General features: G+C 73.3%; 24 protein-coding genes and 1 riboswitch. Of the genes, 3 read left to right on the top strand and 21 right to left on the bottom strand.

Translation table 11 applies throughout. From position 1 onward, the window contains the following. Positions 1-7: 7 nt before the first annotated feature. Together ACFUK0_RS16015 and pyrR are read right to left on the bottom strand one after the other, a co-directional pair. The gene (locus ACFUK0_RS16015; protein ID WP_380250419.1) at positions 8-1,027 is read right to left on the bottom strand and encodes an aspartate carbamoyltransferase catalytic subunit; all 1,020 of its coding nucleotides are present in this window, start codon (positions 1,025-1,027) and stop codon (positions 8-10) included. A gap of 4 nt (positions 1,028-1,031) precedes the next feature. Further along, on the bottom strand, positions 1,032-1,679 hold the full coding sequence (gene pyrR, locus ACFUK0_RS16010) for a bifunctional pyr operon transcriptional regulator/uracil phosphoribosyltransferase PyrR (RefSeq protein ID WP_380250417.1): 648 nt from the start codon (positions 1,677-1,679) through the stop codon (positions 1,032-1,034). Positions 1,680-2,081: 402 nt separating this feature from the next. Between pyrR and ACFUK0_RS16005 the strand changes: the two genes are divergently transcribed. Next, a complete protein-coding gene (locus ACFUK0_RS16005; RefSeq protein ID WP_030056198.1) occupies positions 2,082-2,585 on the top strand; it encodes a transcriptional regulator in 504 nt (167 codons plus the stop codon). 96 nt (positions 2,586-2,681) lie between these two features. On the opposite strand, the gene ACFUK0_RS16000 is transcribed toward ACFUK0_RS16005, so the two are convergent. From ACFUK0_RS16000 to ACFUK0_RS15975, 6 genes are all read right to left on the bottom strand, one after another. Continuing rightward, positions 2,682-3,605, bottom strand: coding sequence for a hypothetical protein (locus ACFUK0_RS16000; protein WP_380250415.1), 924 nt, complete (start codon positions 3,603-3,605; stop codon positions 2,682-2,684). A 135-nt stretch (positions 3,606-3,740) separates the two neighbouring features. Beyond that, positions 3,741-4,583 carry a thioesterase family protein gene (locus ACFUK0_RS15995; protein ID WP_380250413.1) on the bottom strand — a complete coding sequence of 281 codons (843 nt, stop codon included), beginning with the start codon at positions 4,581-4,583 and terminating at the stop codon, positions 3,741-3,743. A gap of 145 nt (positions 4,584-4,728) precedes the next feature. Then, positions 4,729-5,169: a transcription antitermination factor NusB gene (nusB, locus tag ACFUK0_RS15990; RefSeq protein ID WP_380250411.1), complete on the bottom strand. Its 441-nt coding sequence runs from the start codon at positions 5,167-5,169 to the stop codon at positions 4,729-4,731. Between the two features lie 2 nt (positions 5,170-5,171). After that, positions 5,172-5,735, bottom strand: coding sequence for an elongation factor P (gene efp / locus ACFUK0_RS15985; protein ID WP_380250409.1), 564 nt, complete (start codon positions 5,733-5,735; stop codon positions 5,172-5,174). A gap of 88 nt (positions 5,736-5,823) precedes the next feature. Further along, positions 5,824-6,930: a M24 family metallopeptidase gene (locus ACFUK0_RS15980; protein WP_380250407.1), complete on the bottom strand. Its 1,107-nt coding sequence runs from the start codon at positions 6,928-6,930 to the stop codon at positions 5,824-5,826. Positions 6,931-7,057: 127 nt separating this feature from the next. Further along, complete coding sequence (locus tag ACFUK0_RS15975) at positions 7,058-8,164, bottom strand: HoxN/HupN/NixA family nickel/cobalt transporter (RefSeq protein WP_380250405.1); 1,107 nt, start codon at positions 8,162-8,164, stop codon at positions 7,058-7,060. A gap of 30 nt (positions 8,165-8,194) precedes the next feature. After that, positions 8,195-8,412: riboswitch (cobalamin riboswitch) on the bottom strand. An 83-nt stretch (positions 8,413-8,495) separates the two neighbouring features. On the opposite strand from ACFUK0_RS15975, the gene ACFUK0_RS15970 reads away from it, so the two are divergent. Next, the gene (locus tag ACFUK0_RS15970; RefSeq protein WP_380250403.1) at positions 8,496-8,879 is read left to right on the top strand and encodes an ArsR/SmtB family transcription factor; all 384 of its coding nucleotides are present in this window, start codon (positions 8,496-8,498) and stop codon (positions 8,877-8,879) included. 27 nt (positions 8,880-8,906) lie between these two features. On the opposite strand, the gene ACFUK0_RS15965 is transcribed toward ACFUK0_RS15970, so the two are convergent. From ACFUK0_RS15965 to ACFUK0_RS15905, 13 genes are all read right to left on the bottom strand, one after another. Continuing rightward, entirely contained in the window at positions 8,907-9,716 is an 810-nt protein-coding gene (locus ACFUK0_RS15965) for an Fpg/Nei family DNA glycosylase (protein WP_380250401.1), read from the bottom strand. Positions 9,717-9,792: 76 nt separating this feature from the next. Further along, a complete protein-coding gene (locus ACFUK0_RS15960; RefSeq protein WP_380250399.1) occupies positions 9,793-10,767 on the bottom strand; it encodes an AAA family ATPase in 975 nt (324 codons plus the stop codon). Positions 10,768-10,855: 88 nt separating this feature from the next. Beyond that, complete coding sequence (gene aroQ / locus ACFUK0_RS15955; RefSeq protein ID WP_380250397.1) at positions 10,856-11,296, bottom strand: type II 3-dehydroquinate dehydratase; 441 nt, start codon at positions 11,294-11,296, stop codon at positions 10,856-10,858. Continuing rightward, a complete protein-coding gene (aroB, locus tag ACFUK0_RS15950; RefSeq protein WP_380250395.1) occupies positions 11,293-12,381 on the bottom strand; it encodes a 3-dehydroquinate synthase in 1,089 nt (362 codons plus the stop codon). The genes aroQ and aroB overlap by 4 nt, the downstream gene beginning before the upstream one ends. A gap of 14 nt (positions 12,382-12,395) precedes the next feature. Then, positions 12,396-12,911, bottom strand: a complete 516-nt coding sequence (locus ACFUK0_RS15945) for a shikimate kinase (protein WP_380250393.1) — start codon at positions 12,909-12,911, stop codon at positions 12,396-12,398. Next, positions 12,908-14,092, bottom strand: a complete 1,185-nt coding sequence (aroC, locus tag ACFUK0_RS15940) for a chorismate synthase (protein ID WP_380250391.1) — start codon at positions 14,090-14,092, stop codon at positions 12,908-12,910. Before aroC ends, ACFUK0_RS15945 begins: the two co-directional genes overlap by 4 nt. A 190-nt stretch (positions 14,093-14,282) precedes the next feature. Continuing rightward, complete coding sequence (locus ACFUK0_RS15935) at positions 14,283-15,113, bottom strand: shikimate dehydrogenase (protein ID WP_380250389.1); 831 nt, start codon at positions 15,111-15,113, stop codon at positions 14,283-14,285. Between the two features lie 30 nt (positions 15,114-15,143). Beyond that, on the bottom strand, positions 15,144-17,024 hold the full coding sequence (mltG, locus tag ACFUK0_RS15930) for an endolytic transglycosylase MltG (RefSeq protein ID WP_380250387.1): 1,881 nt from the start codon (positions 17,022-17,024) through the stop codon (positions 15,144-15,146). Between the two features lie 152 nt (positions 17,025-17,176). After that, positions 17,177-18,376 (bottom strand): endolytic transglycosylase MltG, encoded by a 1,200-nt coding sequence (mltG, locus tag ACFUK0_RS15925; protein WP_380250385.1) that lies wholly within the window; start codon positions 18,374-18,376, stop codon positions 17,177-17,179. 133 nt (positions 18,377-18,509) lie between these two features. Beyond that, the gene (ruvX, locus tag ACFUK0_RS15920) at positions 18,510-19,001 is read right to left on the bottom strand and encodes a Holliday junction resolvase RuvX (RefSeq protein WP_380250383.1); all 492 of its coding nucleotides are present in this window, start codon (positions 18,999-19,001) and stop codon (positions 18,510-18,512) included. Next, positions 19,001-21,670 carry an alanine--tRNA ligase gene (gene alaS / locus ACFUK0_RS15915; RefSeq protein WP_380250381.1) on the bottom strand — a complete coding sequence of 890 codons (2,670 nt, stop codon included), beginning with the start codon at positions 21,668-21,670 and terminating at the stop codon, positions 19,001-19,003. The genes ruvX and alaS overlap by 1 nt, the downstream gene beginning before the upstream one ends. Beyond that, complete coding sequence (locus ACFUK0_RS15910; protein ID WP_380250379.1) at positions 21,670-22,089, bottom strand: DUF6167 family protein; 420 nt, start codon at positions 22,087-22,089, stop codon at positions 21,670-21,672. The genes alaS and ACFUK0_RS15910 overlap by 1 nt, the downstream gene beginning before the upstream one ends. A gap of 4 nt (positions 22,090-22,093) precedes the next feature. Continuing rightward, on the bottom strand, positions 22,094-22,567 hold the full coding sequence (locus tag ACFUK0_RS15905) for a DUF948 domain-containing protein (RefSeq protein WP_380250377.1): 474 nt from the start codon (positions 22,565-22,567) through the stop codon (positions 22,094-22,096). Between the two features lie 333 nt (positions 22,568-22,900). On the opposite strand from ACFUK0_RS15905, the gene ACFUK0_RS15900 reads away from it, so the two are divergent. Next, positions 22,901-25,093: an ATP-binding protein gene (locus ACFUK0_RS15900; RefSeq protein ID WP_380250375.1), complete on the top strand. Its 2,193-nt coding sequence runs from the start codon at positions 22,901-22,903 to the stop codon at positions 25,091-25,093. Positions 25,094-25,218: the final 125 nt, after the last annotated feature.

Here is a 25,218-nt window from a genome sequence, read left to right as displayed (position 1 = left end):
GGCGCGCTCACAGGGCGGCCTCACTGGAGTCGGTGCGGACGGCCTCGGTGCGGGCCGCGTCGGTGCGGGCGGTGTCGGTGGCCCCGTCGGCGAAGACGGCACCGCCGAGCAGGAGGTAGAGGACGGCCATCCGGACGGAGACGCCGTTGGCGACCTGCTCGACCACGGTGCAGCGCGGGGAGTCGGCGACCTCGGCGGTGATCTCCATGCCGCGGACCATCGGGCCGGGGTGCATCACGATGGCGTGCTCGGGCAGCCGGGCGAGGCGGGCGCCGTCCAGGCCGTAGCGGCGGGAGTACTCGCGCTCGGTCGGGAAGAACGCGGCGTTCATCCGCTCGCGCTGGACCCGCAGCATCATCAGCGCGTCCGTCTTCGGCAGCACGCTCTCCAGGTCGTACGAGACGTCGCACGGCCAGTTCTCGATGCCGATCGGCACCAGCGTCGGCGGGGCGACGAAGGTGACGTGGGCCCCGAGGGTGGTCAGCAGGTGGACGTTGGAGCGGGCCACCCGGCTGTGCAGGATGTCGCCGACGATGGTGATCCGGCGGCCGGCCAGGTCGCGGCCGGAGCCGGCGTTGAGGTGGCGGCGCATGGTGAAGGCGTCGAGCAGGGCCTGGGTCGGGTGCTCGTGGGTGCCGTCACCGGCGTTGATGACGCTGCCGTGCAGCCAGTCGGACTGCGCGAGCCGAGCGGGCGCGCCGGAGGCGTGGTGGCGGATGACCACCGCGTCGGCGCCCATCGCCTGCAGCGTCAGCGCGGTGTCCTTGAGGCTCTCGCCCTTGGAGACGGACGAGCCCTTCGCGGAGAAGTTGATGACGTCGGCGGAGAGCCGCTTCTCGGCGACCTCGAAGGAGGTCTTGGTGCGGGTGGAGTCCTCGAAGAAGAGGTTGACGACGGTGCGGCCGCGCAGGGTGGGCAGCTTCTTGACGGCGCGTCCGGAGAGCTGGGCCATCTCCTCGGCGGTGTCGAGGATCAGCAGCGCGTCCTCACGGGAGAGGTCGGCGGCGGAGACGAGGTGGCGCTTCACGCGATTACTCCGGGAGGTGCTGGTCGGCGGACGTCTGGTCGGCGGACGTCTGGGCTGCGAGGGCCTGCGAGGAGCGGGCCGCGTAGTCGCGGTCCCCCACCAGCACGGCGTCCAGCCCGTCGGTGTCGGCGAGCCGCACCTGGACGGCCTCGCGCAGCGAGGTGGGCAGGTTCTTGCCCACGTAGTCGGCGCGGATCGGCAGCTCGCGGTGGCCCCGGTCGACCAGGACGGCCAGCTGGACGGCGCGGGGGCGGCCGATGTCGCCGAGCGCGTCGAGCGCGGCGCGGATGGTGCGGCCGGAGAAGAGCACGTCGTCGACCAGGATGACGAGCTTGCCGTCGATGCCGCCGGGCGGGATCTCGGTGTGCTCCAGGGCGCGGGCGGGCTTCAGCCGCAGGTCGTCCCGGTACATCGTGATGTCCAGGGTGCCGAGCGGGATCTCGCGCCCGGTGATCTGGGTGAGCTTCGCGTGCAGCCGGCGGGCGAGGTGGACACCGCGGGTGTGGATGCCGAGCAGGACGACGTCCTCGGCACCCTTGGCACGCTCCACGATCTCGTGGGCGATGCGGGTGACGACCCGGGCGATGTCGGTGCCGTCGAGCACCTGGTGCGGCGGGCGCGGAGCGGATGATGCGTCTTTTGCAGTGGTCATGCCGAAGCCGACCTCCTTCCCCGCCTCACAGGACGGGCCTTAAAGGATGTCTGGTAGCGGCTCCCCCGGCGCGGCGGAAGCCTCGGTCATCCTATCAGCGTGCAGTTCGGTCACTGACGGGGAGACTATCCGGGGGTGGTTCGTTCCGCTTTGTGACATCGCAGGTCAACCAGCCCGCACCGGCGCGGTTCATGCCGCCGACGCGGGCCATTCGCACGACTGCCCCATTCGGCTTGACGCAGCTACCTCACTCTACGTAACCTCACAGTGAGTTACGGGACGCACGTCGAACCCACCGGTAGGGCGTGTCGCACAGCCGTCGGCCTTACGGCCGTCAGCCGGTCGTGGCTCACCACTCAACGCGAGCAGTCTCGCGCGAAGCAATCTCGTCCGGGGAGATCAATGTCCAGCGACTACGCGAAGCAACTCGGGGGCAAGCTCCGAGCGATCCGCACCCAGCAGGGGCTCTCCCTGCACGGTGTCGAGGAGAAGTCCCAGGGGCGCTGGAAGGCAGTCGTCGTCGGCTCGTACGAGCGTGGCGACCGTGCGGTCACCGTGCAGCGGCTGGCCGAGCTGGCGGAGTTCTACGGTGTCCCGGTGCAGGAGCTGCTGCCCGGCGGTACGCCCGGCGGCGCGGCCGAGCCGCCGCCGCGCCTGGTGCTCGACCTGGAGCGGCTGACCCAGGTGCCGTCCGAGAAGGCCGGACCGCTGCAGCGCTACGCGGCGACCATCCAGAGCCAGCGCGGGGACTACAACGGCAAGGTGCTGTCGATCCGCCAGGACGACCTGCGCACGCTGGCCGTGATCTACGACCAGTCGCCGTCGATCCTCACCGAGCAGCTGATCTCCTGGGGCGTGCTGAACCCCGACGCGCGCCGTGCGGTGCGCGAGGAGGACGCGAGCTGACCGCTCCCCACCTGCAGAATCGTCACGGCGCGGCACCCTTGGTCTCCCAGGGTCCCGCGCCGTCGGCATGCCGGGCCGCCCTCGGAACCCCGGGGCTCAGCACACCGTGCCGAGGCTGAAGCCCGGCTGCGCGTCGATCCCCGACAGCAGCGCCCCGCCCGGCGCGGGCGTCCAGTCCTGTCCGCCGCTCCGCCAGGCCCAGGCCGCCTCCCGGTACTCCCCGCAGGCCGCCGCCGAACCCTGCGAGCCGTACAACAGCGCCGCCCCCGGCAGCTCCCGGGCGAGGCCCGCGCAGAGCACGGCGCAGACCAGGTCGAGATCCTCGTCGTTGATCCGCACCACCCCGTCCTCCCAGTGCAGGATGCGGGCCGCGGCCTCCAGCCGGCCGCCCGGCGCGTCGACCGTGCAGCGGAACTCGTACACCCCGAAGCCCGCACCGACCAGCATCCGGCGGAAGACCTCGGCGCCCCGCTGGTAGGCCTCGCGGACCGGTCCCGGACTCTCGCCGGCGCCCTGGCCGCCGCCGTGTCCGCCGGCCGGCCCGTCGTCGAGCAGCAGCTCGATGTGGCGCAGCGTCAGGCCGTTCTCCCGGGCGCGCACCAGGCGGGGGACGAAGTCGGCGGCGAGCTCCTCGCCCTGGTAGGGCAGCAGCTGGGCCTGGAGCGGCGGGTTGACCAGGTAGCGGTCCCGGGCGGCGGGCTCGGCCGGGTCGAGCCGGTGCAGCAGGCAGAAGTCCTCGAAGTCGGCGGGGTGGAACATCCGGGCCCGGACGACCTCGAAGGTGCGGTGGGCCTCGGCCAGCAGCGCGGCGGTGTCCGCGAGGTAGCCGTCGTAGTCGGCCGCGTCCGCGAGGCCCCAGGGGCGGGCGCGTTCGAAGTCCTCACGGCTGGTCAGGATGCCCGTGATGAAGGCCTGCTCACTGTGCCGGGCCTGCTCCCGCACGGCCTGCGGGCGGCGCCCCCAGCCCGGGGCCTGGCAGGAGGGGAGTGCGGGGCGGCGGGGGCGGCCGTTGCGGGGCATCGGGAGCTCCAGGGGGTGGGAGGCGGGTGCGGCGGGGGCGCCGTTGCTCCTGTTCCTCCCCACCCCCGGGAGTCACACACGCACGATGTGTCACAGCCCTGTAACCGCGCGTGAGGTGCGCGCCGCGCAGAGTGGCTAGGCCGGCCGCGGGGCGCGGGCGAGCTGGCGGGACTGCGCGACCAGGCGGCCGGACTCGTCCCACACCTCGGCGTCCTCCTCGAAGTAGCCGCCGGCCAGGTTGCGGGTGGCGTGGCTGACCCGCAGCCAGCCGGGGACGGGCCTGGCCCGCAGGTGGACGGTCAGTTCGATGGTCGGCGCCCAGCCGGGCAGGCCGAGGTCGAAGGTGACCGGCGGCAGCGCGTCGGCGACCAGCAGGAGCAGCAGCGGGTCGGGGTCACGGCCGTCGGCGAGCCGGAACCAGCCCTGGATGCGGCCGTTCCTCGACGGCTGCCCGAGGGCCCAGCCGACGGTGGACGGGTCGAGCCGCAGGTCGAAGCGCTCCAGCAGGGCGGCCTGCTCGATCAGTTCCTTGGGGGCGTGCTCCATGCCGATGCACTGCTCGGGCGGCGGCAGCTGCGGCGGCCGGGCACTGGTGTGCACCTCGCCCTCGGCGGCGGCCAGGTCGCCGTAACTGGCGAGGACGCGCAGCCGCTCGACGGGCCTGCCGTCCTCGCCGGTCTGGGTGAGGGAGGCGGTGCCGGTGGAGAGGCTGCGGCCGCGGCGGATCACCTCGGTGCTGACGGTGGCGGGGCCCGGGCGCGAGGCGGAGAGGTAGTAGCCGCTGATCGACATCGGGTCGGGGTGCCCGGGGTGCTCCAGCGAGAGCGCGTGGCCGGCCACCGCGAGCAGCAGCCCGCCGTTGACGCCGCCGCCGATCTGCCAGCCCGCCCCGAGTTCGCCGTCGTAGCGGCCGAGCCCGTCCGGGTGCGGGGTCAGGGCGATGCCCTGGTCGAACTCGCTGCGAATCGCCGTGGTCATGGGTGGTACGCCCTCCGCTGCCGGGTCGGTCGACATCCGTGTTACTTGCCAGTAGCAAGACCCTACTGCACCGGCGTGAACACGCGAAGGCCGCCGGACCCGTGTGGTCCGGCGGCCTTCGGAGGATGCTTCGCATCCGGCTGCGTCAGTCGCGGCGGATCGTGGGCTTGAGCTCCATGAACCGCGCCAGCAGGCCGTTGACGAAGGACGGGGAGTCGTCCGTGGAGAACTCCTTGGCGATCTCGACTGCCTCGTCCAGGACGACCGCGTCCGGGACGCCGTCCTCCCAGATCAGCTCGTAGGCGCCGAGCCGCAGGACGTTGCGGTCCACGATCGGCATCCGGTCGAGCGTCCAGCCCACCGCGTACGTGGCGATCAGCTCGTCGATGCGACGGGCGTGCTGGGCGTACCCCTCGATCAGCTGCATGGTGTACTCGCCGATCTGCGGGGTGCCCTCGTCCGGCTTGGGCTCCCGTGCACGGGCCACCCAGTCGGCGAGGACGCGCTGCGGGTCGACGTCCCGGTGGTCCGCCTCGAAGAGGATCTGGAAGGCTCGCGTACGGGCCTTACTGCGTGCGGCCGACACGGTTACTTGACCCGCCCGAGGTAGCTGCCGTCGCGGGTGTCGACCTTGATCTTCTCACCGGTGGTGAGGAAGAGCGGGACGGCGATCTCGGCGCCGGTCTCCAGCGTGGCCGGCTTGGAGCCACCGGTGGAGCGGTCGCCCTGGACGCCCGGCTCGGTGTGCGAGATGAGCAGCTCGACCGAGGCCGGCAGCTCGATGTACAGAGGAGCGCCCTCGTACATGGCGACGACGGCGTCGAAGCCCTCCAGCAGGTACTTGGAGGCGTCACCGACGACGGCGGGCTCGATGGTCACCTGGTCGTAGGTGTCCGTGTCCATGAACACGAAGTTCGAGCCGTCCTTGTACGAGAACTGCATGCCGCGCTTGTCGACGTTGGCGGTCTCGACCTTGGTGCCGGCGTTGAAGGTCTTGTCGACGACCTTGCCGCTCAGGACCTCCTTGAGCTTGGTGCGCACGAAGGCCGGGCCCTTGCCGGGCTTGACGTGCTGGAACTCTACGACGGACCAGAGCTTGCCACCGTCGAGCTTGAGGACCATGCCGTTCTTGAGATCGTTCGTGGAAGCCACGGGCGCACTTACTCCTGGATATAGCTGTCAAGGAACCAAGGGGACGCGACCCGGCCCCGGCCGCCGCAGGACAAGTGCGGCATCGGGACTACAGGGCGAGGAGCTCCTTGGTGGTGATGGTGAGCAGCTCGGGCCCGCCCTCTTCGAGGGGGCGCACCACGAGCGTGTCCTCGATCCGGACCCCGCCCCTGCCCGGGAGATGCACTCCTGGGCCGACGGTGACCGGCACGCGATTGTCCAGTTTACCCATGTCTGCGGGACCGAGACGCGGCGCCTCCCGGATCTCCAGGCCGATGCCGTGGCCGAGCGGGTGCGGAGAGGCCTCGGTGTGACCCGCGGCCTGCAGGATCTCGCGGGCCGCCGCGTCCGGCGCGCAGCTCTCGACACCCGGCCCGAGCGCCTCGCGGCCGGCCCGCTGGGCGCGGAACACCAGCCGGTGGAGCTCCACCTGCCAGGGCGCGGGGGACGCGCCGATCACGAACGTGCGGGCGGTGGAGACCCCGTAGCCGCGGTACTGGGCGCCGAGGACGACGGTCAGGAAGTCGCCCTCCTCGACCCGCCGGTCGGTGGGCTGGTGGCTCGCCTGCCCGGAGTGGCTGCCGGTGCCGACGGAGACCGGGAAGGCCGCCCGGTCGGCGCCGTGGTCGATCATGCGGCGCTCCAGCTCCATCGCCAGGTGCCGCTCGGTGCGCCCGACCAGGATCGATTCGAGCAGCTCGCTGAGCGCCTGGTCGGCGATCTCGGCCGCGATCCGCAGGTCGGCGATCTCGTGCTCGTCCTTGATCACCCGCATCCGCTCGACCACCCGGCGCGCGTCCGCCAGCCGCACGCCCTCGGCGACGGCCGCGACCGCGCGGTGGCGGCTGACGGTGAGGTCGTGCTCCTCCACCGCGAGGTCGCCGACCCGCAGCCGGGCGGCCGCCTCGGCGGCGGCGAGCGCGGTGTCCGCGCCGGCCGTCACCTGGAGCTGGGTGAGGTCCTCGCCGAGCAGGTGCTCGCCGGTGTCGTCCGGCGGCAGGTCGTCCGGCAGCGCGAGCAGGGCGCGCTCCCTGGTGAGCAGCAGCGTCGCCCCGCAGGGGGCGCAGCCGGTCAGGTAGCGGACGTTCGCCGGCCGGGTGATCAGAGCCGCGTCCGTCCCCGACGCGCTGCAGTGTTCCCTCAGACGCTCCCGCCGGCCCGCGTACGCATCAGACATGGGTCGAGCGTACGGAGCCCGGCGCCGGTTCGCCCGCCGAGCAGGCCGGACGGGCGGACGCGTCGGCTGTCCGGCCGGGCTTCGCGGGCCCGCTCAGCGGGGCGGCGGCCTGAGCGCGGGCGTCCGGTCAGGACGGCGACCAGCGCTGTTCGATCCTGCCGAGGCGCCAGTACGCGATCGCCGCCGCCCAGACGACCACGAAGAGTCCGACGATCACATAGCCCACGTTGTCGAGCGACAGGCCGGCGACGAAGCCGGACACCGGGTCGGTCAGGTCCAGCTTCTCGTGCAGGACGCTGACCAGCTCGATCGTGCCGATGATGAACGCCACCGCGATCGACAGGCCGGTGATGGTCAGGTTGTAGTACACCTTGCGCACCGGGTTGGAGAACGCCCACTGGTACGCGAAGTTCATGAACGTCCCGTCCAGCGTGTCGAACAGGCTCATCCCGGCCGCGAACAGCAGCGGCAGGCAGACGATCGCGTACCAGGGCAGCCCCGCGGCGGCGCCGCTGCCGGCCATCACCATCAGCGTCACCTCGGTCGCGGTGTCGAAGCCCAGGCCCAGCACCATCCCGACCGGGAACATCTGGCCGGGGCGGGTGATCGAACGGGTGGCCCGGTTCAGCACCCGGTTGAACAGGCCGCGCGCGTTGAGGTGCTCCTCCAGCTCCGCCTCGTCGTAGCGGCCCGCCCGCATCGCCCGGAAGACCCGCAGGATGCCGAACAGCGCGGCCAGGTTCAGCGCGCCGATCAGGTACAGGAACGCACCGGAGGCGCTCGTGCCGAGGACGCCCAGCCACTGGTGGGTCGGCGAGTCCTCGTCCATCAGCGTGTTCGCCAGCTGGGCGCCGCCCGCCACCAGCGCCGCCATCAGGACCACCATCGAGGAGTGCCCGAGGGCGAACCAGAAGCCCACCGACACCGGGCGCTTGCCGTCCGCCATCAGCTTGCGGGTGGTGTTGTCGATCACCGCGATGTGGTCGGCGTCGAAGGCGTGCCGCATGCCGAGCGTGTAGGCGGTGATGCCGAGGCCGACCCCGAACACCTGGGTGCCGACGGCGTACTCGTGCGGGGCAACCAGGAAGAACAGCGTCCCGAAGGCCGCCACGTGCATCGCCAGGATCACCGCCATCAGCCCGGCCGTACGGACGGTGTCCTCGCGTCGCCAGCGGAACGCCGGCAGCGCGGGCGCGGCCGCCACCGGGGCAGCTTCGATTTCGGGCAGGGTCATCTGCGGATCACGCTCCAGCACCTCGTGGATCACTTCGTGAGATGCCGTGGCCGGTCTCCTGGCTGACAGGGTCCGAACTCCTCCGCACGGGCCTTCCCAGGCGCCCGACGGCGCCCAGTGACCACCCGGCCCCGACGGGGCCGGGAGGGTGCGGAGACTCCCTGATCACAGTGGCGAGGGCCGCGCCGGTCTGGGACCTCTGAAGGTCCGTCACCGGCTTCCCGAACACCACGGCGGGCAACACCGTACGGGGCGTCAGGTGACGCTTGCAAGGCTGCGCACCTGCGCAGGTGTCCAGGATCACATGCCCTGGGCTGCGACAATGGCACGCATGCATCTCGTACCGGCCGAGCGCGCGGGCCACCGGACCATCGACGGACACCGGGTCTGCGAAGCCATCGCGGCGATCGGCGACACCGCTCACGTCCGCACCTGGGCCGACCGCTTCTCCCTGCTCGCCGACCCCGGGCGGCTGGCCCTGCTGCTCGCCCTGCACCGGGCCGGGCCGCTCGCCGTCAGCGACCTCGCCGTGGCCACCGGCATGCGCGACCCCGCCGTCTCGCAGGCCCTGCGGCTGCTGCGGACGGCCGGCGCGGTCGCCGGGGACAAGGACGGCCGGGTGGTGCGCTACCGGCTCGTCGACGAACAGCTCGGCGCGCTGCTGGCGCCCTGCACGGCGGCCGAGCACACCGAACCCGGCTCGGCCACCGGCTGAGCGCCCCCGCCGGGAGCGCCGCCCCCGTCAGGCCTGCTGGCAGCGCGGGCACCAGAACAGGTTGCGGGCCGCGTGCTGCTCGGTGCGGACGGCGGTGCCGCAGACCAGGCAGGGCATCGCGGCCCGCCGGTAGACGTACACCTCGCCGCCGTGGTCGTCCACCCGCGGCGGGCGGCCCATCGCCTCGGGGGTGTGCTCGGGGCGGACGGTGTCGATCCGGCCCGCGTCGACGCCCTCGTGCATCAGGGCGACCAGGTCGGCCCAGATCGCGTCCCACTCGGCGCGGGTGAGGTCGCGCCCCGCCCGGTGCGGGCTGATGCCGAGCCGGAAGAGCACCTCGGCGCGGTAGACGTTGCCGACGCCGGCCAGCACCTTCTGGTCCATCAGCAGCGCCGCGACGGTCGTGCGGCTGGCCGAGATCCGCCGCCAGGCGAGGCCCGCGTCGGCGTCCGCGCGCAGCGGGTCGGGGCCGAGACGGGCGTGCACGGCGGCCTTCCCCGCGGCGGTGAGCAGCTCGCAGGTGGTGGGGCCGCGCAGGTCGGCGTACGAGTCGTCGTTCTCCAGCCGCAGCCGGACGAGGCCCACGGGCGCGGGGGCCGGGCCCTCGGCGAACGTGAAGCCGCCGTACAGGCCGAGGTGGATGTGCAGCCAGGCGCCCTCCTCGAAGCCGAGGAACAGGTGCTTGCCGGTCGCCTCGGCCTCGGTCAGCAGCTGTCCGTCGATCAGCTCGGCGTCGGCGGCGAACCGCCCCTGCGGGCTGGAGACCCGGACGGGGCGTTTGCCGAAAGCGGTGAAGTTCTCGGCGGCCAGGCGGTGGATGATGTGGCCTTCGGGCACGGGCGCAGCTCCCCCGGTGGATCAGCAGGACGGGTCCAGTGTCCCAGCCGGCACTGACAGGGCGGGCGGTCCGGATCTAGTGCACGGGGTGGCCGAGCAGGCGGGCGAGGATGACCCGGTCCAGTGCGGCGGCGGTGGCGCCGACGTCCAGCTGGGAGTTGTCGATGATCGGCAGGCCCGAGTTGTACCAGCCGGCCATCCGCCCGTGGATCCGGGCCACCTCCTCGTCGCTGAGGCGCCGGTTGCCGCTGCGGCGGGCGTTGCGGGCGAGGACGGAGTCCAGGCCGGGGAGCAGGACGACGGGGATCATGCCGGGGCCGATGTGGCGCTTCCAGCCGCCGAGGCCGATGGCCGGCCGGTCGGGGAACACGGCGTCGTCGATGATGCAGGAGATGCCGTTGGCGAGGTAGTTGCGACACGCGAAGCCGCAGGTGCGCCGGGCCAGCCGGTACTGGGCCTCGGAGGCGTTGTTCCAGCCGGACTGCGGGTTGGCGAAGCCGGACTGCACCCACTCCCGCACGTCGTCCAGGCTGATGTGCGCGGTCGGGCTCGGGCGCCGCTCGGCCCAGTGCCGGGCGACGGTGGTCTTGCCGGCGCCGGCCGGGCCGATCAGCAGCACCGCGATCGGGCCGCCGGGGGCGTGCGGCTGCGGCGGGTGCGCCGGGAGCTGGACGGGCGAACCGGAGGGCAGCAGGAAGTGCCCGGTCGCGGCGGGCGGCGACGCGGCGGGCGCCGTCACGGCACCCGGCCGGTGCAGCGAGGGGCTGCCGTGCGGGTACGGGGGCGGCGACGCGGCGGGGCCGGGCGCGGCCACGGCGGGCGGCGCCGCGACGACGGCCGGGGCGGCCGGCGGGGCGGCGGCCGGTACCGGGGCGGGCACGACGACCGGGATGGCCACGGTCGCGGTCGGCACCGGTGCGGGCACGACGACCGGGATCGGCACGGTGGCGGGCGGTTCGGCGACCTGCGGCGCGGGTGCCGCGGCTGCGGACGGCCCGGGCGGGTCCACCGGGCGGGGTGGCAGCTGTGCTCCCCCTGCGTACTGCGTCACGGTCACCTCCCGACACCGTCTCCGACACCGGACACTACACGTCGGCCCGGCAGCGGGCACAGTCCGCCGCCGGGCCGTTGATCTTGCGTCAGCGTGTGGTGAGCTGCTCCGCGAGCGCGCGCAGGGCCAGCTCGTAGGAGCCGAGGCCGAAGCCCGCGATGGTGCCGGAGGCCACCGCCGCGATGACCGAGGTGTGCCGGAACTCCTCCCGCGCGTACGGGTTGGAGATGTGCACCTCGATGAGCGGCGCCGTCCGCTGGGCGGCGGCGTCGCGCATCGCGTACGAGTAGTGCGTGAAGGCACCGGGGTTGATCACCACCGGGGTCCGCTCGTCGGCCGCCCAGTGCAGCCACTCGATCATCTGCTGCTCGGAGTTGGTCTCCTTGACCTCGACCTCGAAGCCGAGCTCCTTGCCGAGCACGGTGCAGCGCTCGACCAGCCCGGCGTACGAGGTCGCCCCGTAGACGTCGGGCTCGCGGCTGCCGAGGCGGCCGAGGTTCGGGCCGTTCAGCACCAGCACCCGGGTCACGCCGAGACCTCCGCGTACGCGGCGGCCAGCAGCGACGGGTCGGGGCCCTCCAGGACGGAGGTCCTGGCGAGGCCGTCGAGGACGATGAAGCGCAGCAGGTCGCCGCGCGACTTCTTGTCGATCTTCATCGCGTCCAGCAGCTTCGGCCAGGCGTCGCCGCGGTAGGTCAGCGGCAGGCCGACCGAGGCGAGCACCGTGCGGTGCCGGTCGGCGGTCTCGTCGTCGAGCCGGCCGGCCAGCCGGCCGAGTTCGGCGGCGAAGACCATGCCGACGGAGACGGCCGCGCCGTGCCGCCACTTGTAGCGCTCGTTGCGCTCGATGGCGTGCGCGAGGGTGTGGCCGTAGTTGAGGATCTCGCGGCGGCCGGCCTCCTTGAGGTCGCCGGAGACCACATCGGCCTTGACCTGGATGGCCCGCCGGATGAGCTCCAGGGTGTGCGGCCCGGCCGGGGACTTGGCGCCCTCGGGGTCGGCCTCGACCAGGTCGAGGATCGCCGGGTCGGCGATGAAGCCGGCCTTGATGACCTCGGCCAGCCCGGAGACGTAGTCGTGCCTGGGCACGGTCTCCAGGGTGTCCAGGTCGGCGAGGACACCGGCCGGCGGGTGGAACGCCCCGACCATGTTCTTGCCCTCGGCGATGTTGATGCCGGTCTTGCCGCCGACGGCCGCGTCCACCATGCCGAGCAGCGTGGTGGGCATCGAGACCCAGCGCACCCCGCGCAGCCAGGTGGCGGCGACGAAGCCGGCCAGGTCGGTGGTGGCGCCGCCGCCGAGGCCGACGATCACGTCGCTGCGGGTGAAGCCGGTCTGCCCGAGCACCGACCAGCAGTACGCGGCGACCTCGGCGCTCTTGGCCTCCTCGGCGTTGGGCACCTGGAGCGCGATCGCCTCGTAGCCCTCGCCGGCGAGGTCCTCGCGGATCGCCTCGCCGGTGGCCTCCAGCGCCTCCGGGTGGATGATCGCGACGCGCCGCGCCCGGGTGCCGATCAGCTTGCTCAGCTCGCCGAGCAGCTGGTGCCCGATCAGCACGTCGTACGGGTCGTGGCCGGCGCTGCCACCGACGTGGATGGTCACGGTGTCAGTCATGCGCCCCTGCTCGTTCATTTCGGCTCTAGCTCCAGTGCTTCGAGTACGGCGTCGGCGACCTGCTCCGGGGAGCGCCCCTCGGTGCTGACGACGGCGGTCGCCACCTCCAGGTAGAGCGGCCGCCTGGCCTCCATCAGCTCCCGCCAGCGGGCCCGCGGGTTGACCGCGAGGAGGGGGCGGGGCGCGTCCAGGCCGACGCGCTTCACGGCGTCTCCGAGGGGGACCTCCAGGAACACCACCGGGAGGTCGGCCAGGACGGCGCGGGTGGCGTCGGCCAGCACCGCGCCGCCGCCGAGCGCGAGCACGCCGGGGTGCCCCTCGGCGGCCTCGCGGACGGCCCGGACCTCCAGCTCGCGGAAGTGCGGCTCGCCCTCGTCGATGAAGATCTCCGAGATCGGCTTGCCGGCCCGCTGCTCGACGTCGGCGTCCGTGTCCCGGAAGCCGACGCCGAGCCGCTCGGCCAGCTCGCGCCCGACCGTGGTCTTGCCGGATCCGGGCGGGCCGACCAGCACCACGACGGGTGCGGTCATCGGACGATCAGGTTGTCGAGGTAGCCCTGCACGTTGCGGCGGGTCTCGGAGACGTTGTCCCCGCCGAACTTCTCGCTCACCGCGTCCGCGAGGACGAGCGCCACCATGGCCTCGGCGACGATGCCCGCCGCCGGCACGGCACACACGTCGGAGCGCTGGTGGTGCGCCTTGGCGGGCTCGCCGGTCCGCACGTCCAGCGTCTGGAGCGCCCGCGGCACGGTCGCGATCGGCTTCATCGCGGCACGCACCCGCAGCAGCTCGCCCGTCGACAGGCCGCCCTCGGTGCCGCCGGAGCGGCCGGTGACGCGCTTCACGCCCTCCGGCGTCGGGATGATCTCGTCGTGCGCCTGCGAGCCGGGGATCCGCGCCAGGTCGAAGCCGTCGCCGACCTCGACGCCCTTGATGGCCTGGATGCCCATCAGCGCCGCGGCGAGCCGCGCGTCCAGGCGACGGTCCCAGTGCACGTGCGAGCCGAGGCCCGGCGGCAGGCCGTAGGCCAGCACCTCGACGACGCCGCCGAGCGTGTCGCCGTCCTTGTGCGCCTGGTCGATCTCGGCGACCATCCGCTTCGAGGCGTCGGCGTCCAGGCAGCGCACCGGGTCCTCGTCGAGGCGGGCCTCGTCGGAGGGCAGCGGCAGCACGCCGGCCGGGGCCTTGGCCGCGGCCAGCTCGACCACGTGCGAGACCAGCTCGATGCCGCAGGTCTCCTTCAGGTAGGAGCGGGCGACCGCGCCGAGCGCGACGCGGGCCGCCGTCTCCCGGGCGCTCGCGCGCTCCAGGATCGGCCGGGCCTCGTCGATCGAGTACTTCTGCATGCCCGCCAGGTCGGCGTGGCCGGGCCGGGGGCGGGTCAGCGCCTCGTTGCGGCCCAGGCCCGCGAGGATCTCGGGGTCGACCGGGTCGGCCGACATGACCTGCTCCCACTTGGGCCACTCGGTGTTGCCGACCATGACGGCCACCGGGCTGCCCATGGTCAGGCCGTGCCGGACGCCACCGAGGAACGTCACCTCGTCCTGCTCGAACTTCATCCGGGCGCCGCGGCCGTAGCCGAGCCGGCGGCGGGCCAGCGCGTCGGCCACCATCGCCGTGGTCACCGGCACGCCGGCGGGCAGGCCCTCCAGCGTCGCCACGAGTGCGGGGCCGTGCGACTCCCCCGCCGTCAGCCAGCGCAACGTACCCAACGGAGCTCCTTCGTCAGCGGACCGGCCGCAGCGTTCACCGCGCGGACCGACCGGGCGTTCGTACCGCAGGCACCTGGTCGGACCGGTCCCGCGCTCTCCCCCGGATCCTTTCATGCCGAGGCCGCCGTCAGGCGCACGGTCCGGGTGACGGACAGCCGTCATCGCCAATGTCGATGGGACGGGGCGGCGGTCAGCCCGCCGCGAGGGCCGCCTCGCCCGCCGCGCGCATCGCGGCGAGCGGGCCGACGGGGGCACCGGTGAACCGCTCGCACTGCAGGACGGCCTGGTGGACGAGCAGGTCGAGCCCGCCCAGTACGGTGGCGCCGCGCTCGGCGCAGGCCGCGACCAGTTCGGTCGGCCACGGGTGGTAGAGCACGTCGAACAGCGCGCCCGGCTCGGCGGCCAGCCCGGCGGCGAACGCGTCGGTGGCGCCCGCCGGGGTGGTGGAGATGGTGAGCGGGCGCTCCAGCGCCTCGGCGCCGCGCTCCCAGTCGGCGGTCCGCAGGTCCAGGCCCAGCCGCTCGCCGAGCGCCGCCATCTCGCGGGCCCGCTCCGGGCTGCGGACGTAGACCGTCACCTCGCCCTCGCAGATCTGGGCGAGGGCCGCCAGCGCGGACGAGGCGGTCGCACCGGCGCCGAGCACGGCGGCGGCCGGGACGCTGTCGATGCCGCGCTCGCGCAGGGCGTTCACCAGGCCGGGGACGTCCGTGTTGTCACCGGTGCGACGCCCGTCCGCCGTGAACACCACGGTGTTGACGGCGTCCACCGCCAGCGCGGTCTCGCTCACCTCGTCGAGCAGCGGCATGATCGCCCGCTTCAGCGGCATGGTGAGCGAGAGCCCCGCCCACTCGGCCTCGTCCAGTCCGGCGACGAAGCCGGGCAGCCCGGCCTCGTCCACCTCGAAGCGGCCGTAGCTCCATTGCTCCAGTCCGAGCGCCGCGAAGGCGGCCCGGTGCAGTGCGGGTGAGAGCGAGTGCGCGATCGGCGAGCCGAGTACGGCGGCCCTGTGCTTGTTCGTCACGTTCCTTCGTCCTGCTCGTGGCGGCCGGCCCTACTTGGTGGTGCAGTGCCCGCGTGCCTTGTCGAAGCCCTGGCCGGCGTCGGTGCAGTACTTCTCCACGTTGACCAGGTGCTCGGCGTAGGTGTCCGCGAAGCGGGTCTCGGTGGGCGACATGGCGATGAAGAACAGCCACTTGCCCTCCGCCGGGTTGAGCACGGCCTTGATCGCGTCCTCGCCGGGGTTGGCGATCGGCGTCGGCGGCAGGCCCGCGTTCAGGTAGGTGTTGTACTTGTTGGACGCGTCGTCCATTTCCTTCTTGGTCAGTTCCTTGCGCCCGAGCGAGTACTGCAGCGTGGTGTCCATCCCGAGCCGGTGCTGGGTCTGGGCCTGGTCGGCCAGCCGGTTCTGGATGGTGCGGGCCATCTTGGCGAAGTCCGCCGAGTTGTTGCCCTCCTTCTGCAGGATGCTCGCCTCGATGACGACCTCGTACGCGTTCTTGAGGCCGATCTTCTGCGCCGCCGCGTCCAGGTTCAGGCTCTGGTACTCCTCGCCGGCCTTCGCGACCATCTGCTTGAGCAGGTCGACCGGCTTCATGCCCTCGCCGACCGCGTAGCGGGCCGGCCAGAGGAAGCCCTCGGGGTTGCCGTTGGCGTACGCGGGCAGGCCGAGGTCGGCGATCTGGGCCTTGGCGACGCCGGCCGTGGTGCCCTTCGGCTGCTTCAGCTTGTCGTCGATCTTGGCGTAGATCTCGGCGGCGCTGAGACCCTCCTGAAGGATCAGCGTGTCACCGCCGGCCGAGTCGACCAGGATCTTCATCGCCGCCTCGGCGGACATCTCCCGGTGCAGCGTGTAGAAGCCGGGCTGGATGCCCTTCGCCTTGACCGGGTCCTTGTCGGTCGCGGCGGTGAAGGCGTCGACGCTCTTCACCACGCCCGCCGTCTTCAGGGCCAGGCCCATCTGGCCGAGCGAGCCGGGCTTGATCTCCACGTTGACCGTGCCGGTGCCCTCGCCCTTGTAGTCCGGCGGCGGCCCGAAGTGGCTCTGGTAGAAGCCGTAGCCCCAGTAGCCGCCCCCGGCGACGCCGCCGAGCATCACCAGTGCCACCAGCAGGCAGGCACCGCCGTTGCGCCGGCCGGACTTCTTGCCCTTCTCCTTGCGCTTGCGCTGGCCCTCGCGGGAGTCGTCCTCCTCGCCGAGGAATCCGGCCTCGCCGTCCTCCTCGTGGCCCTGCGCGTAGCCCTCGTCCTCGTAGCCGTCCCAGTCGTCCTGGGCGGGCTCGGGCTCGGCCTCGGCGGGTGCGGCGGCGGCGGCCTCCAGCGCGGCGGCCTCGGCCTCCCAGTCGATGCCGTCCGGACCGGGGCCGGCCGGCGCGGGCACCTGGGGCTCCTGCGGCCGGGCCTGCGGGACGGGCCGCTGCGCCTGGGCCTGCGGCTGGGCCTGGGGCTGGGCGTACTGCTGCGGGTTCGGCTGCGGCTGCCCGTACTGCTGCGGCTGCTGCTGGCCCTGGACGTACCCGCCCTGCTGCTGCCCCTGCTGCGGGTAGCCCTGCTGGCCGTACTGCGCCTGCTGGGGCTGCTGCGGCTGGGGCTGCTGGCCCTGGACGTACCCGCCCTGGCCGTACTGCGCCTGCTGGGGCTGCTGCGGCGGGGTGTTGTACTGCGGGTAGCCCTGCTGGCCGTACTGCTGCGGCTGCTGCTGGCCCTGGACGTACCCGCCCTGCTGCTGCCCCTGCTGCGGGTAGCCCTGCTGGCCGTACTGCGCCTGCTGCTGGCCCTGGCCGTACGGGTCGGGCTGCTGAAGCGGGTCGGGCTGCTGCCAGCCGCCGTCCTGCTGACCGGGGACCGGCTGCTGCTGCTGACCGCCGTACGCCGGGTCACCGGGGCGCCACGGTTCAGAGCCCTGGGAGCCGTAGCCCCGCCCCAGATCAGTCATCGATCCCCTTATGCCGACGGAGACGACCGACGGATCCGACCGGCCGTCCGGGACGGCGTCCCGGCAAATACTCGAACCGGCGTGCTAGCCGCAACGCCTGAAGGGAGACGTTACCGTACCGCAGGCGACCGATCGGCGGGGTGGCGGCCTGCTCAGCGCTTCCCGGTGCTCGGCGGGGCGGTCGGCGAGGCACTGCCCTGCGCGGCCCGGATCGCATTGAACTCCGCGACGTTGCGGCCGTGTTGCTCCAGACTGTCGGTGAAGCGGGTGTCGCCCGGCTTGACCGTGACGAAGTAGAGCCAGTCCCCCTGGGCCGGCTCCATGGCCGCCCGGAGCGCCTGCCGGCCGGGGTTGGAGATCGGCGTCGGCGGCAGGCCCGGGTGCAGGTAGGTGTTGTAGGGGGAGTCGAGCCGGGTGTCCGTGACCGTGGTGTCGAGCGTGCTGCGGCCGAGTGCGTAGTTGATGGTCGAGTCGAGCTGGAGCGGCATCTTCTGGGCCAGCCGGTTGTAGATCACCCTGGCGACCCGGGCCATGTCCTCGGAGTTGTCGGCCTCGCCCTGGACGAGGCTGGCGACGGTCAGCACCCCGTACGGCGTCTGGCCCAGGTTGGTGGCGACGGTCTCGATGTCGTCGCTCGCGAAGTCCTTGCCGGCCTGCTCGACCATCTCCTTGAGCAGGTCGGTCGCGGTGGTCTCACCGGTGACGCTGTAGGTGGCGGGGAAGAGGTACCCCTCGGGGCTGCCCTTGGCGAACTCCGGCAGGCCCAGCTCGCCGGCCTGGTCCTGCGCGGTCTGCTGGGCGGTGCCCTTCGGCAGCTTCAGCTTGTCGTCGATCGCCGCGTACACCTGGCTGCCGCGCCAGCCCTCCGGAATGGTCAGGCCGTTCGCGTTCGCCGGGTCGACCAGGACGGCCAGCGCCGAGGCGGCCGACATCTTCAGGTGCAGGGTGTACGTGCCGGGCTGGATCCGCCCGGCCGCCGTGTTGCCGGCGGCGGCGCCGGTGAACGCCCGGGAGCTGGCCACCACCCCCTTGCGCACCAGCGAGTTGGCGATCTGGCTCAGACCGGCCCCCTGCGGGACGGAGATCTCGACCAGGTCGGTGCCGCTGCCCGCGTAGTCGGCGGCGGGCGGCGTGCTCTGGCCCTGCCACCAGGAGTAGCCGGCCAGCGCGGCGCCGCCGAACACGGCGACCAGCGCCAGCGCCGTCAGCCCGCAGGCGAGCCCGGTCCGGATCCTGTCCGGGTCCGGGGGCTCGTGGGCGGGGCCCTGGCCGGGCGGACGGCCCTCGGGTTCGGTCGGCGGTGCGCCCAGGTGCCCGGGGGTCAGCCCGGGGGTGAACTCCTGGTCGGTCATGGCGGCTGCCCCTCGGCTGTCCCGGCGGTGCCCGCCCAGGCCCGGACGGGCCCGGACGCGCGGGGAAAGGATCGAGGGGCCCGTGCGGACGCGTCCGCACGGGCCCCTCGTCAGGGACGCTAGACCAAACCGATCAGATGACCGGTTCGACGCTCTCACCGGGCGGCCTGCCGCTCACCCGTTCGGCCTCAAGGGCGCTCTGCAGGATCACCACGGCGGCCGCCTGGTCGACGACCGAGCGGCCCTTCTTCGCCTTCACGCCGGAGGCGCGCAGCCCGTGGGTCGCGGTGACCGTGGACATCCGCTCGTCGACCAGCCGGACGGGCACCGGCGCGAGCTTCACCGCCAACTGCCCGGCGTACAGCCGGACCTTGGCCGCCGCCGGGCCCTCCTTGCCGCTGAGCGAGCGGGGCAGGCCGACGATCACCTCCACCGCGTCGTACTCCTCCACGATGGCGGCGATCCGCCCCTGCGAGCGGCCCCCGGCCGGAACGGTCTCCACCGGTGTGGCGATCATCCCGTCGGGGTCGCAGGACGCGACCCCGATCCGGGCGTCGCCGACGTCGACGGCGATCCGCCGGCCCCGGCGCCAGGCCGGCCGCTCGTCCAGAGGCTGCTCGGTCATCAGGAGGCGCGCTCCGCGACCAGGCCGCGCACCGCGGCGATGGCCTCGTCCACGGCGGCCGGGTTGGTGCCGCCGCCCTGGGCGACGTCGTCCTTGCCGCCACCGCCGCCGCCGAGGGTCTTGGCGGCGACCCGGACGAGCTCACCGGCCTTGACGCCGCGGGCGCGGGCGTCCTCGTTGGTGGCGATCACCGTCAGCGGGCGGTCGTTCGCCACCGTGAAGGCGGCGACCACGGCCGGGCGCGAGCCGAGCCGGGCCCGGACGTCCAGGACGAGCTTGCGCAGGTCGTCGGCGCCGGTGCCGTCGGCGACCCGGGCGGCCACCACCGAGACGCCGTTCACGTCCTGGGCGGCCGAGGCCAGGCCCGCGGCCGCGGCGAGGACCTTCTCGGCGCGGAAGCGCTCGATCTCCTTCTCCGCGTCCTTGAGCTTGGCGAGCATCCCGGAGATCTTCTCCGGCAGCTCCTCCGGGCGGCCCTTGACCAGCTCGGTGAGCTGCGAGACCACGGTGTGCTCCCGGGCCAGGAACTTGTACGCGTCGACGCCGACCAGCGCCTCGACGCGGCGCACGCCGGCGCCGATCGAGGACTCGCCGAGCAGCTTCACCAGGCCGAGCTGGGCGGTGTTGCCGACGTGCGTACCGCCGCACAGCTCCTTGGAGAAGTCGCCGATGGTGACGACGCGCACGGCGTCGCCGTACTTCTCGCCGAACATCGCGATGGCACCGGACTTGCGGGCCTGGTCCATCGTCATGACCTCGGCCGTGACGTCCAGCTCGCGGACCAGCACCTCGTTGATCTTCTGCTCGACGTCCACCAGCACGCTGCCGGGCACGGCCGCGGGCGAGCCGAAGTCGAAGCGGAAGCGGCCCGGGGCGTTCTCCGAACCGGCCTGGGCGGCCGTCGGGCCGAGCGCGTCGCGCAGCGCCTGGTGGGTCAGGTGGGTCGCGGAGTGGGCGCGGGCGATGGCCCGGCGGCGCTCCAGGTCGATCTGGGTGAAGGCGGACGCGCCGACCAGCACCTCGCCGACCACGACCCGGCCCTTGTGCACCGTCACGCCGGGCACCGGCGCCTGGACGTCGCGGATCTCGACGACCGCGCCGGAGTCCAGCCGGATCCGCCCGTGGTCGGCGAGCTGGCCGCCGCCCTCGGCGTAGAACGGCGTACGGTCCAGGACGAGCTCGATGTCGTCGCCCTCGTGCGCGGCCGGGGCCGGCACCCCGTCGACCAGCAGGCCGACCACGGTGGCCTCGCCGTGCGACTCGGTGTAACCCGTGAAGACGGTGGCACCCGCCTTGTCGGCGACCGCACGGTAGCCGGAGACGTCCGCGTGACCGTGCTTCTTCGCGCGGGCGTCCGCCTTGGCGCGGTCCCGCTGCTCCTTCATCAGGCTGCGGAACCCCTCCTCGTCCACCGAGAGGCCCTGCTCGGCGGCCATCTCCAGGGTGAGGTCGATCGGGAAGCCGTAGGTGTCGTGCAGCTGGAACGCCTTGTCACCGGCGATCACGGTCGAGCCGGTCGACTTGGTGTCGGCGACGGCCGTGTCCAGGATCGTGGTGCCGCTGCGCAGCGTCTGGAGGAAGGAGGCCTCCTCCGCGACGATGACGGCCTCGACCCGCTTGCGCTCCTCGAACAGCTCCGGGTACTGCGGGCCCATCGCGTCGATCGTCACGTCGGTGAGCGACTTGGCGACCGGCTCGGTGGCGCCCAGCAGGCGCATGTTGCGGATCGCCCGGCGCAGGATGCGGCGCAGCACGTAGCCGCGGCCCTCGTTGCCCGGGGTCACGCCGTCGGCGACCAGCATCACCGAGGTGCGGATGTGGTCGGCGACCACGCGCAGCGAGACGTCGGTCTTCTCGCCGGCGCCGTAGCGGTGGCCGGTCAGCTCGGCGGCGCGGCCGAGGATCATGCGGGTGGTGTCGATCTCGAAGAGGTTGTCGACACCCTGCAGGATGGTCGCCAGCCGCTCCAGGCCGAGGCCGGTGTCGATGTTCTGGTTCGGCAGGTCGCCCAGGATCGGGAAGTCGTCCTTGCCGGTGCCGGCGCCGCGCTCGAACTGCATGAAGACCAGGTTCCAGATCTCCATGTAGCGCTCGCCGTTGACGGCCGGGCCGCCCTCCTCGCCGTAGGCGGGGCCGCGGTCGTAGTTGATCTCCGAGCACGGGCCGCAGGGGCCGGGGACGCCCATCGACCAGAAGTTGTCGGCCTTGCCCAGGCGCTGGATGCGCTCGGACGGCACGCCGATCTTGTCGCGCCAGATCTTCTCGGCCTCGTCGTCGTCCTGGTAGACGGTGATCCAGAGCTTCTCGGGCTCCAGGCCGTACCCGCCCTCGGCGACGGAGGTGGTCAGCAGGTCCCACGCGTAGCTGATCGCCCCCTCCTTGAAGTAGTCGCCGAAGGAGAAGTTGCCGCACATCTGGAAGAACGTGCCGTGGCGGGTGGTCTTGCCGACCTCTTCGATGTCCGGCGTCCGGACGCACTTCTGCACGCTGGTCGCGCGGGTGAAGGTGGGCTTGACCTCGCCCAGGAAGTACGGCTTGAAGGGCACCATGCCGGCGTTGACCAGCAGCAGGGTGGGGTCGTCGGCGACCAGGGACGCCGACGGAACGACGGTGTGTCCGCGCTCCTCGAAGAAGCGCAGCCAGCGGCGGCGGATCTCAGCCGACTCCATTATTGGTCCTTCCGGTTCGGGGTGCCGCCCCGCCGCGAAAGCGGCGCGCGGGGCGTTGGTTCGATGGCTCGGGGGGTGGTGCGGGCACTGCTGGGCGAAGGCAGGGCGGCGGCCGGGCTGCCGGGCGCCGCCGAGATAGCTCGGTACTGCGGCTCGGCGCGTGGCGCCCGCCGGCGCGGCTCCAGCACGGCGGTGCCGTCCAGCCCGAGATCCCCGCGCAGCTGCTCCTCGCGCTCGGCCATGCCCGCGCGGACGTCCCCGGCGAAGCGCTTCGCCGCGTCACCCAGGTGCAGCGCGCCGCGGGCGGCGGTGCCGGAGAGACTGTCGGGGGTGAGCCCGCGCACGGCCTCGTTGGCCTTGTTCATGGCCCAGACGGTGGCGCCGGCGCCGACCGCCATCCAGAAGATGCGTCGCACCATGCCGTCAGCCCCTCACCGCGCGCCGGACCTTGGCCAGCAGGCCGCCGCGGGGGGCGGTGGCCGCCCGCACCTCGGCCCGCACCAGCCGGGCCAGCGCCTCGCGCTCGCTCTGCTGCGGGAGGGCGGCCGTGCCGTTCTGCTTGCTGACGGCCTTGCGGACGCCGTAGCTGAACGCGGCGACCTTGACCAGCGGGCCGCCGAGCGTGGCGGCGACGGTGGAGGACAGCGCGTTGGCGTTCGCGGCGGCGTCCTGCACGTTGGCCGTGATCTCGTCGACCCGCTCCAGCTGCTGGTTGGCGCTGCGGACGGCGGTGCCGGCGTCGACCAGCAGCGGCACGGCCTGCTCGGTGACGGCGGAGACCAGCACGGTGGCCTCCTTCAGCACGCGGGAGAGCCGGACCAGGACGACCGCGAGCAGCGTGACCAGGACGGCCCAGAACACGGCGACCAGCAGGCCGGCCAGCTCTCCCACGGACACCTTGCGCGCTCCCTCGCCCTACTGCTTCCCCACGGCATAGCCCTCAGAGGGGAACCCTATCGCGATCGTCGGCGGTTTCCGGACCGGGTTACCGGGCGGGGCGCGTCCCGGCGGGCCCCGGAGCGGGCCCTCCCGGCAGCGGGGCGCCGGGGGCCGGCATCCCGGCCGGGGCGTCCGCGCCGGGCCGCCCCGGCACGACCGCTCGGATGTGCGAGCGGGGCGCGTAACCCACCCGCCGGTCACCTCGTTGGGCCATCGGTCCGGCCGGAACGGCGGACCGGCGCGGACGCCCGACCGGAGGGCGTGCGGCTCACAGACGCGGGGAGCAGCGGATTGTCCAGGGAGTCAGCGCCCACGGGGCGGCAGGACACGGCGCCAGGCCGCCTCCCGGCCGAGGTCACCAGCTTCGTCGGCCGCCGGGAGGAGCTCGCCGCGCTGGCGGTGCTGCTGGCCGGGGCCCGGCTGGTGACGGTCACCGGGCCGGGCGGGGTCGGCAAGAGCCGGCTGGCCGTCCAGGCGGCGGCCCGGGCCGCCGGGGAGTTCCCGGACGGGGTCTGGCTGGTGGAGGTCGCCGCGGTCCAGGACGCGCTGCTGCTCGGCCACGCCGTCCTGGAGGCACTGCGGCTGACCGACTCGACGGCCCGTCCGCCGCTCGACGTGCTGGTCGAGCAGTTGGCCGACCGGCACCTGCTGCTGGTGCTGGACGGCTGCGAACACCTGGTGGCCGCGTGCGCGGAGCTGACCGACACGCTGCTGCGGGCGGTGCCGGGGCTGCGGGTGCTGGCGACCAGCCGGGAGTCGCTGCAGTCGGCCGGCGAACACCTGCTGCCGGTCGCGCCGCTGCCGGTGGAGCCCGCCGCCGGCCTGCGCCCCGACTCGGTGGTGCTGTTCGCGGACCGGGCCCGGGCGGTGCTGCCGGGATTCGTCCTCGGCGGGTCGAACGAGGCCGAGATCACCCAGCTCTGCCGTCGGCTGGACGGCATCCCGCTGGCGGTGGAGCTGGCGGCCGGGCGGCTGCGGGCGCTGTCGGTGGAGCAGATCACCGCCCGGCTGGACGACCGCTTCCGGCTGCTGACCGGCGGGGCGCGCAACGCGCCGGCGCGCCATCAGACCCTGCGGACGACCATCGGCTGGAGTCACGAGCTCTGCACGGTGCAGGAACGTTTACTCTGGGCCCGCCTCTCGGTCTTCGCCGGCAGCTTCGAGCTGGAGGCGGCCGAGTACGTCTGCGCCGGTGACGGCATCGAGGCCGACGACATCCTGGACGTCGTCGCCGACCTCGTCGCCAAGTCCGTGGTCCTCCGGGAGGACGGCCCGTTCGGCGTCCGCTACCGGATGCTCGACACCCTGCGCGAGTACGGCGCCCAGTGGCTGCGCGCCACCGGCGACGAGCAGCGGCTGCTGCGCCGGCACCGCGACTGGTACCTGGGGGTGGCGTCCTGGGGCGAGGTGGAGTGGTTCGGCCCCCGGCAGGCGGAGACCGCCGAGCGCACCCGGCTCGCCCACTCCAACCTCCGGGCGGCGCTGGAGTTCTGCCTGGCCGAGCCCGGGGAGGAGCAGCTCGCCCTACTGCTGGCCGGCACGCTCTGGTTCTACTGGGTCGGCTCCGGCCACCTCGGCGAGGGGCGGCACTGGCTGGACCGCGCGCTCGCCCTGGCGCCGGAGCCCACCGAGGCCCGCGCGAAGGCGCTCTGGGTGACCGGCTACATGGCCACCCTCCAGGGCGACCTGCACCGGGCCCGGCCCGCGCTGGAGGAGTGCCGCCGCCAGGCCGTGGAGACCGGCGACGACCGCGCCCTCGCGTACGCCGTGCACCGGCAGGGCTGCGCCGCGCTGATCGGCGACGAGCCCGGCCGCGCGGCCGAGCTGTTCGAGGAGGCGCTCTGGCTCTACAACACGCTCGGGGAGCTGAACAGCAACGTCCTGATGGCGATGTTCGAGCTCGGTATCGCCCATCTCTTCCAGGGCGACACCGAGACCGGCGAGCTGTGGATCGGCCGGGTCCGCGAGCTGTGCGAGGAGCACGGCGAGCAGTGGGCGTACGCGTACGGGCTCTACGCGATGGCGTACTCGCAGTGGCTGGCCGGCGACGTCCGGCTCGCCCGGGCGTACGCGCGCGAGTGCGTGCGGCTGAACTTCCTGTTCCGCGACCTGCTCGGGATCGTGCTGGGGATGGAGGTGATCGCGCTGCTGGAGACGGAGCCGGAGGGGCCCGGCGAGGACTGCGACCTGCTGGAGGCCCGGGTGCTGCAGGGCGCGGCGCACCGGATCTGGCAGGGCGTGGGCAAGCCGTTCTTCGGCTCGCACACGTTCAACGGGGCGCACGCGGAGTGCGAGGCGCGGGCCCGCGCGGGGCTGACCGAGCAGGAGTTCGCGGAGGCCTTCGAGCGCGGTGCGGGCCTCGACCTGGCGGCGGCGGTCTGCCGGGCGATCGGCGGGGACGAGCACCCCGACGGGTCCGGGCAGCCGCCCGGCCACCGGCCGAGCCCGTGCGCGCCGGCCGCCGCGCCGGCCTGCAACCCGTAGTGCCCGGAGCCGGTGGCAGCCGCTCCCGCCACGGCTGTCCGGGCGGGAACGGGACGAGCCCCCGTCGCCTCGAAAGGCGGCGGGGGCTCGCTCCGGCCGGCTGCACGGGGCAGCCGGCTCTCGCG

This window comes from Kitasatospora sp. NPDC057223 (genome assembly GCF_042669755.1).
Classification (GTDB): Bacteria; Actinomycetota; Actinomycetes; order Streptomycetales; family Streptomycetaceae; genus Kitasatospora.
Note: the sequence above shows the minus strand (reverse complement) of the source record. Positions and strands in the feature narration are given on the sequence as shown.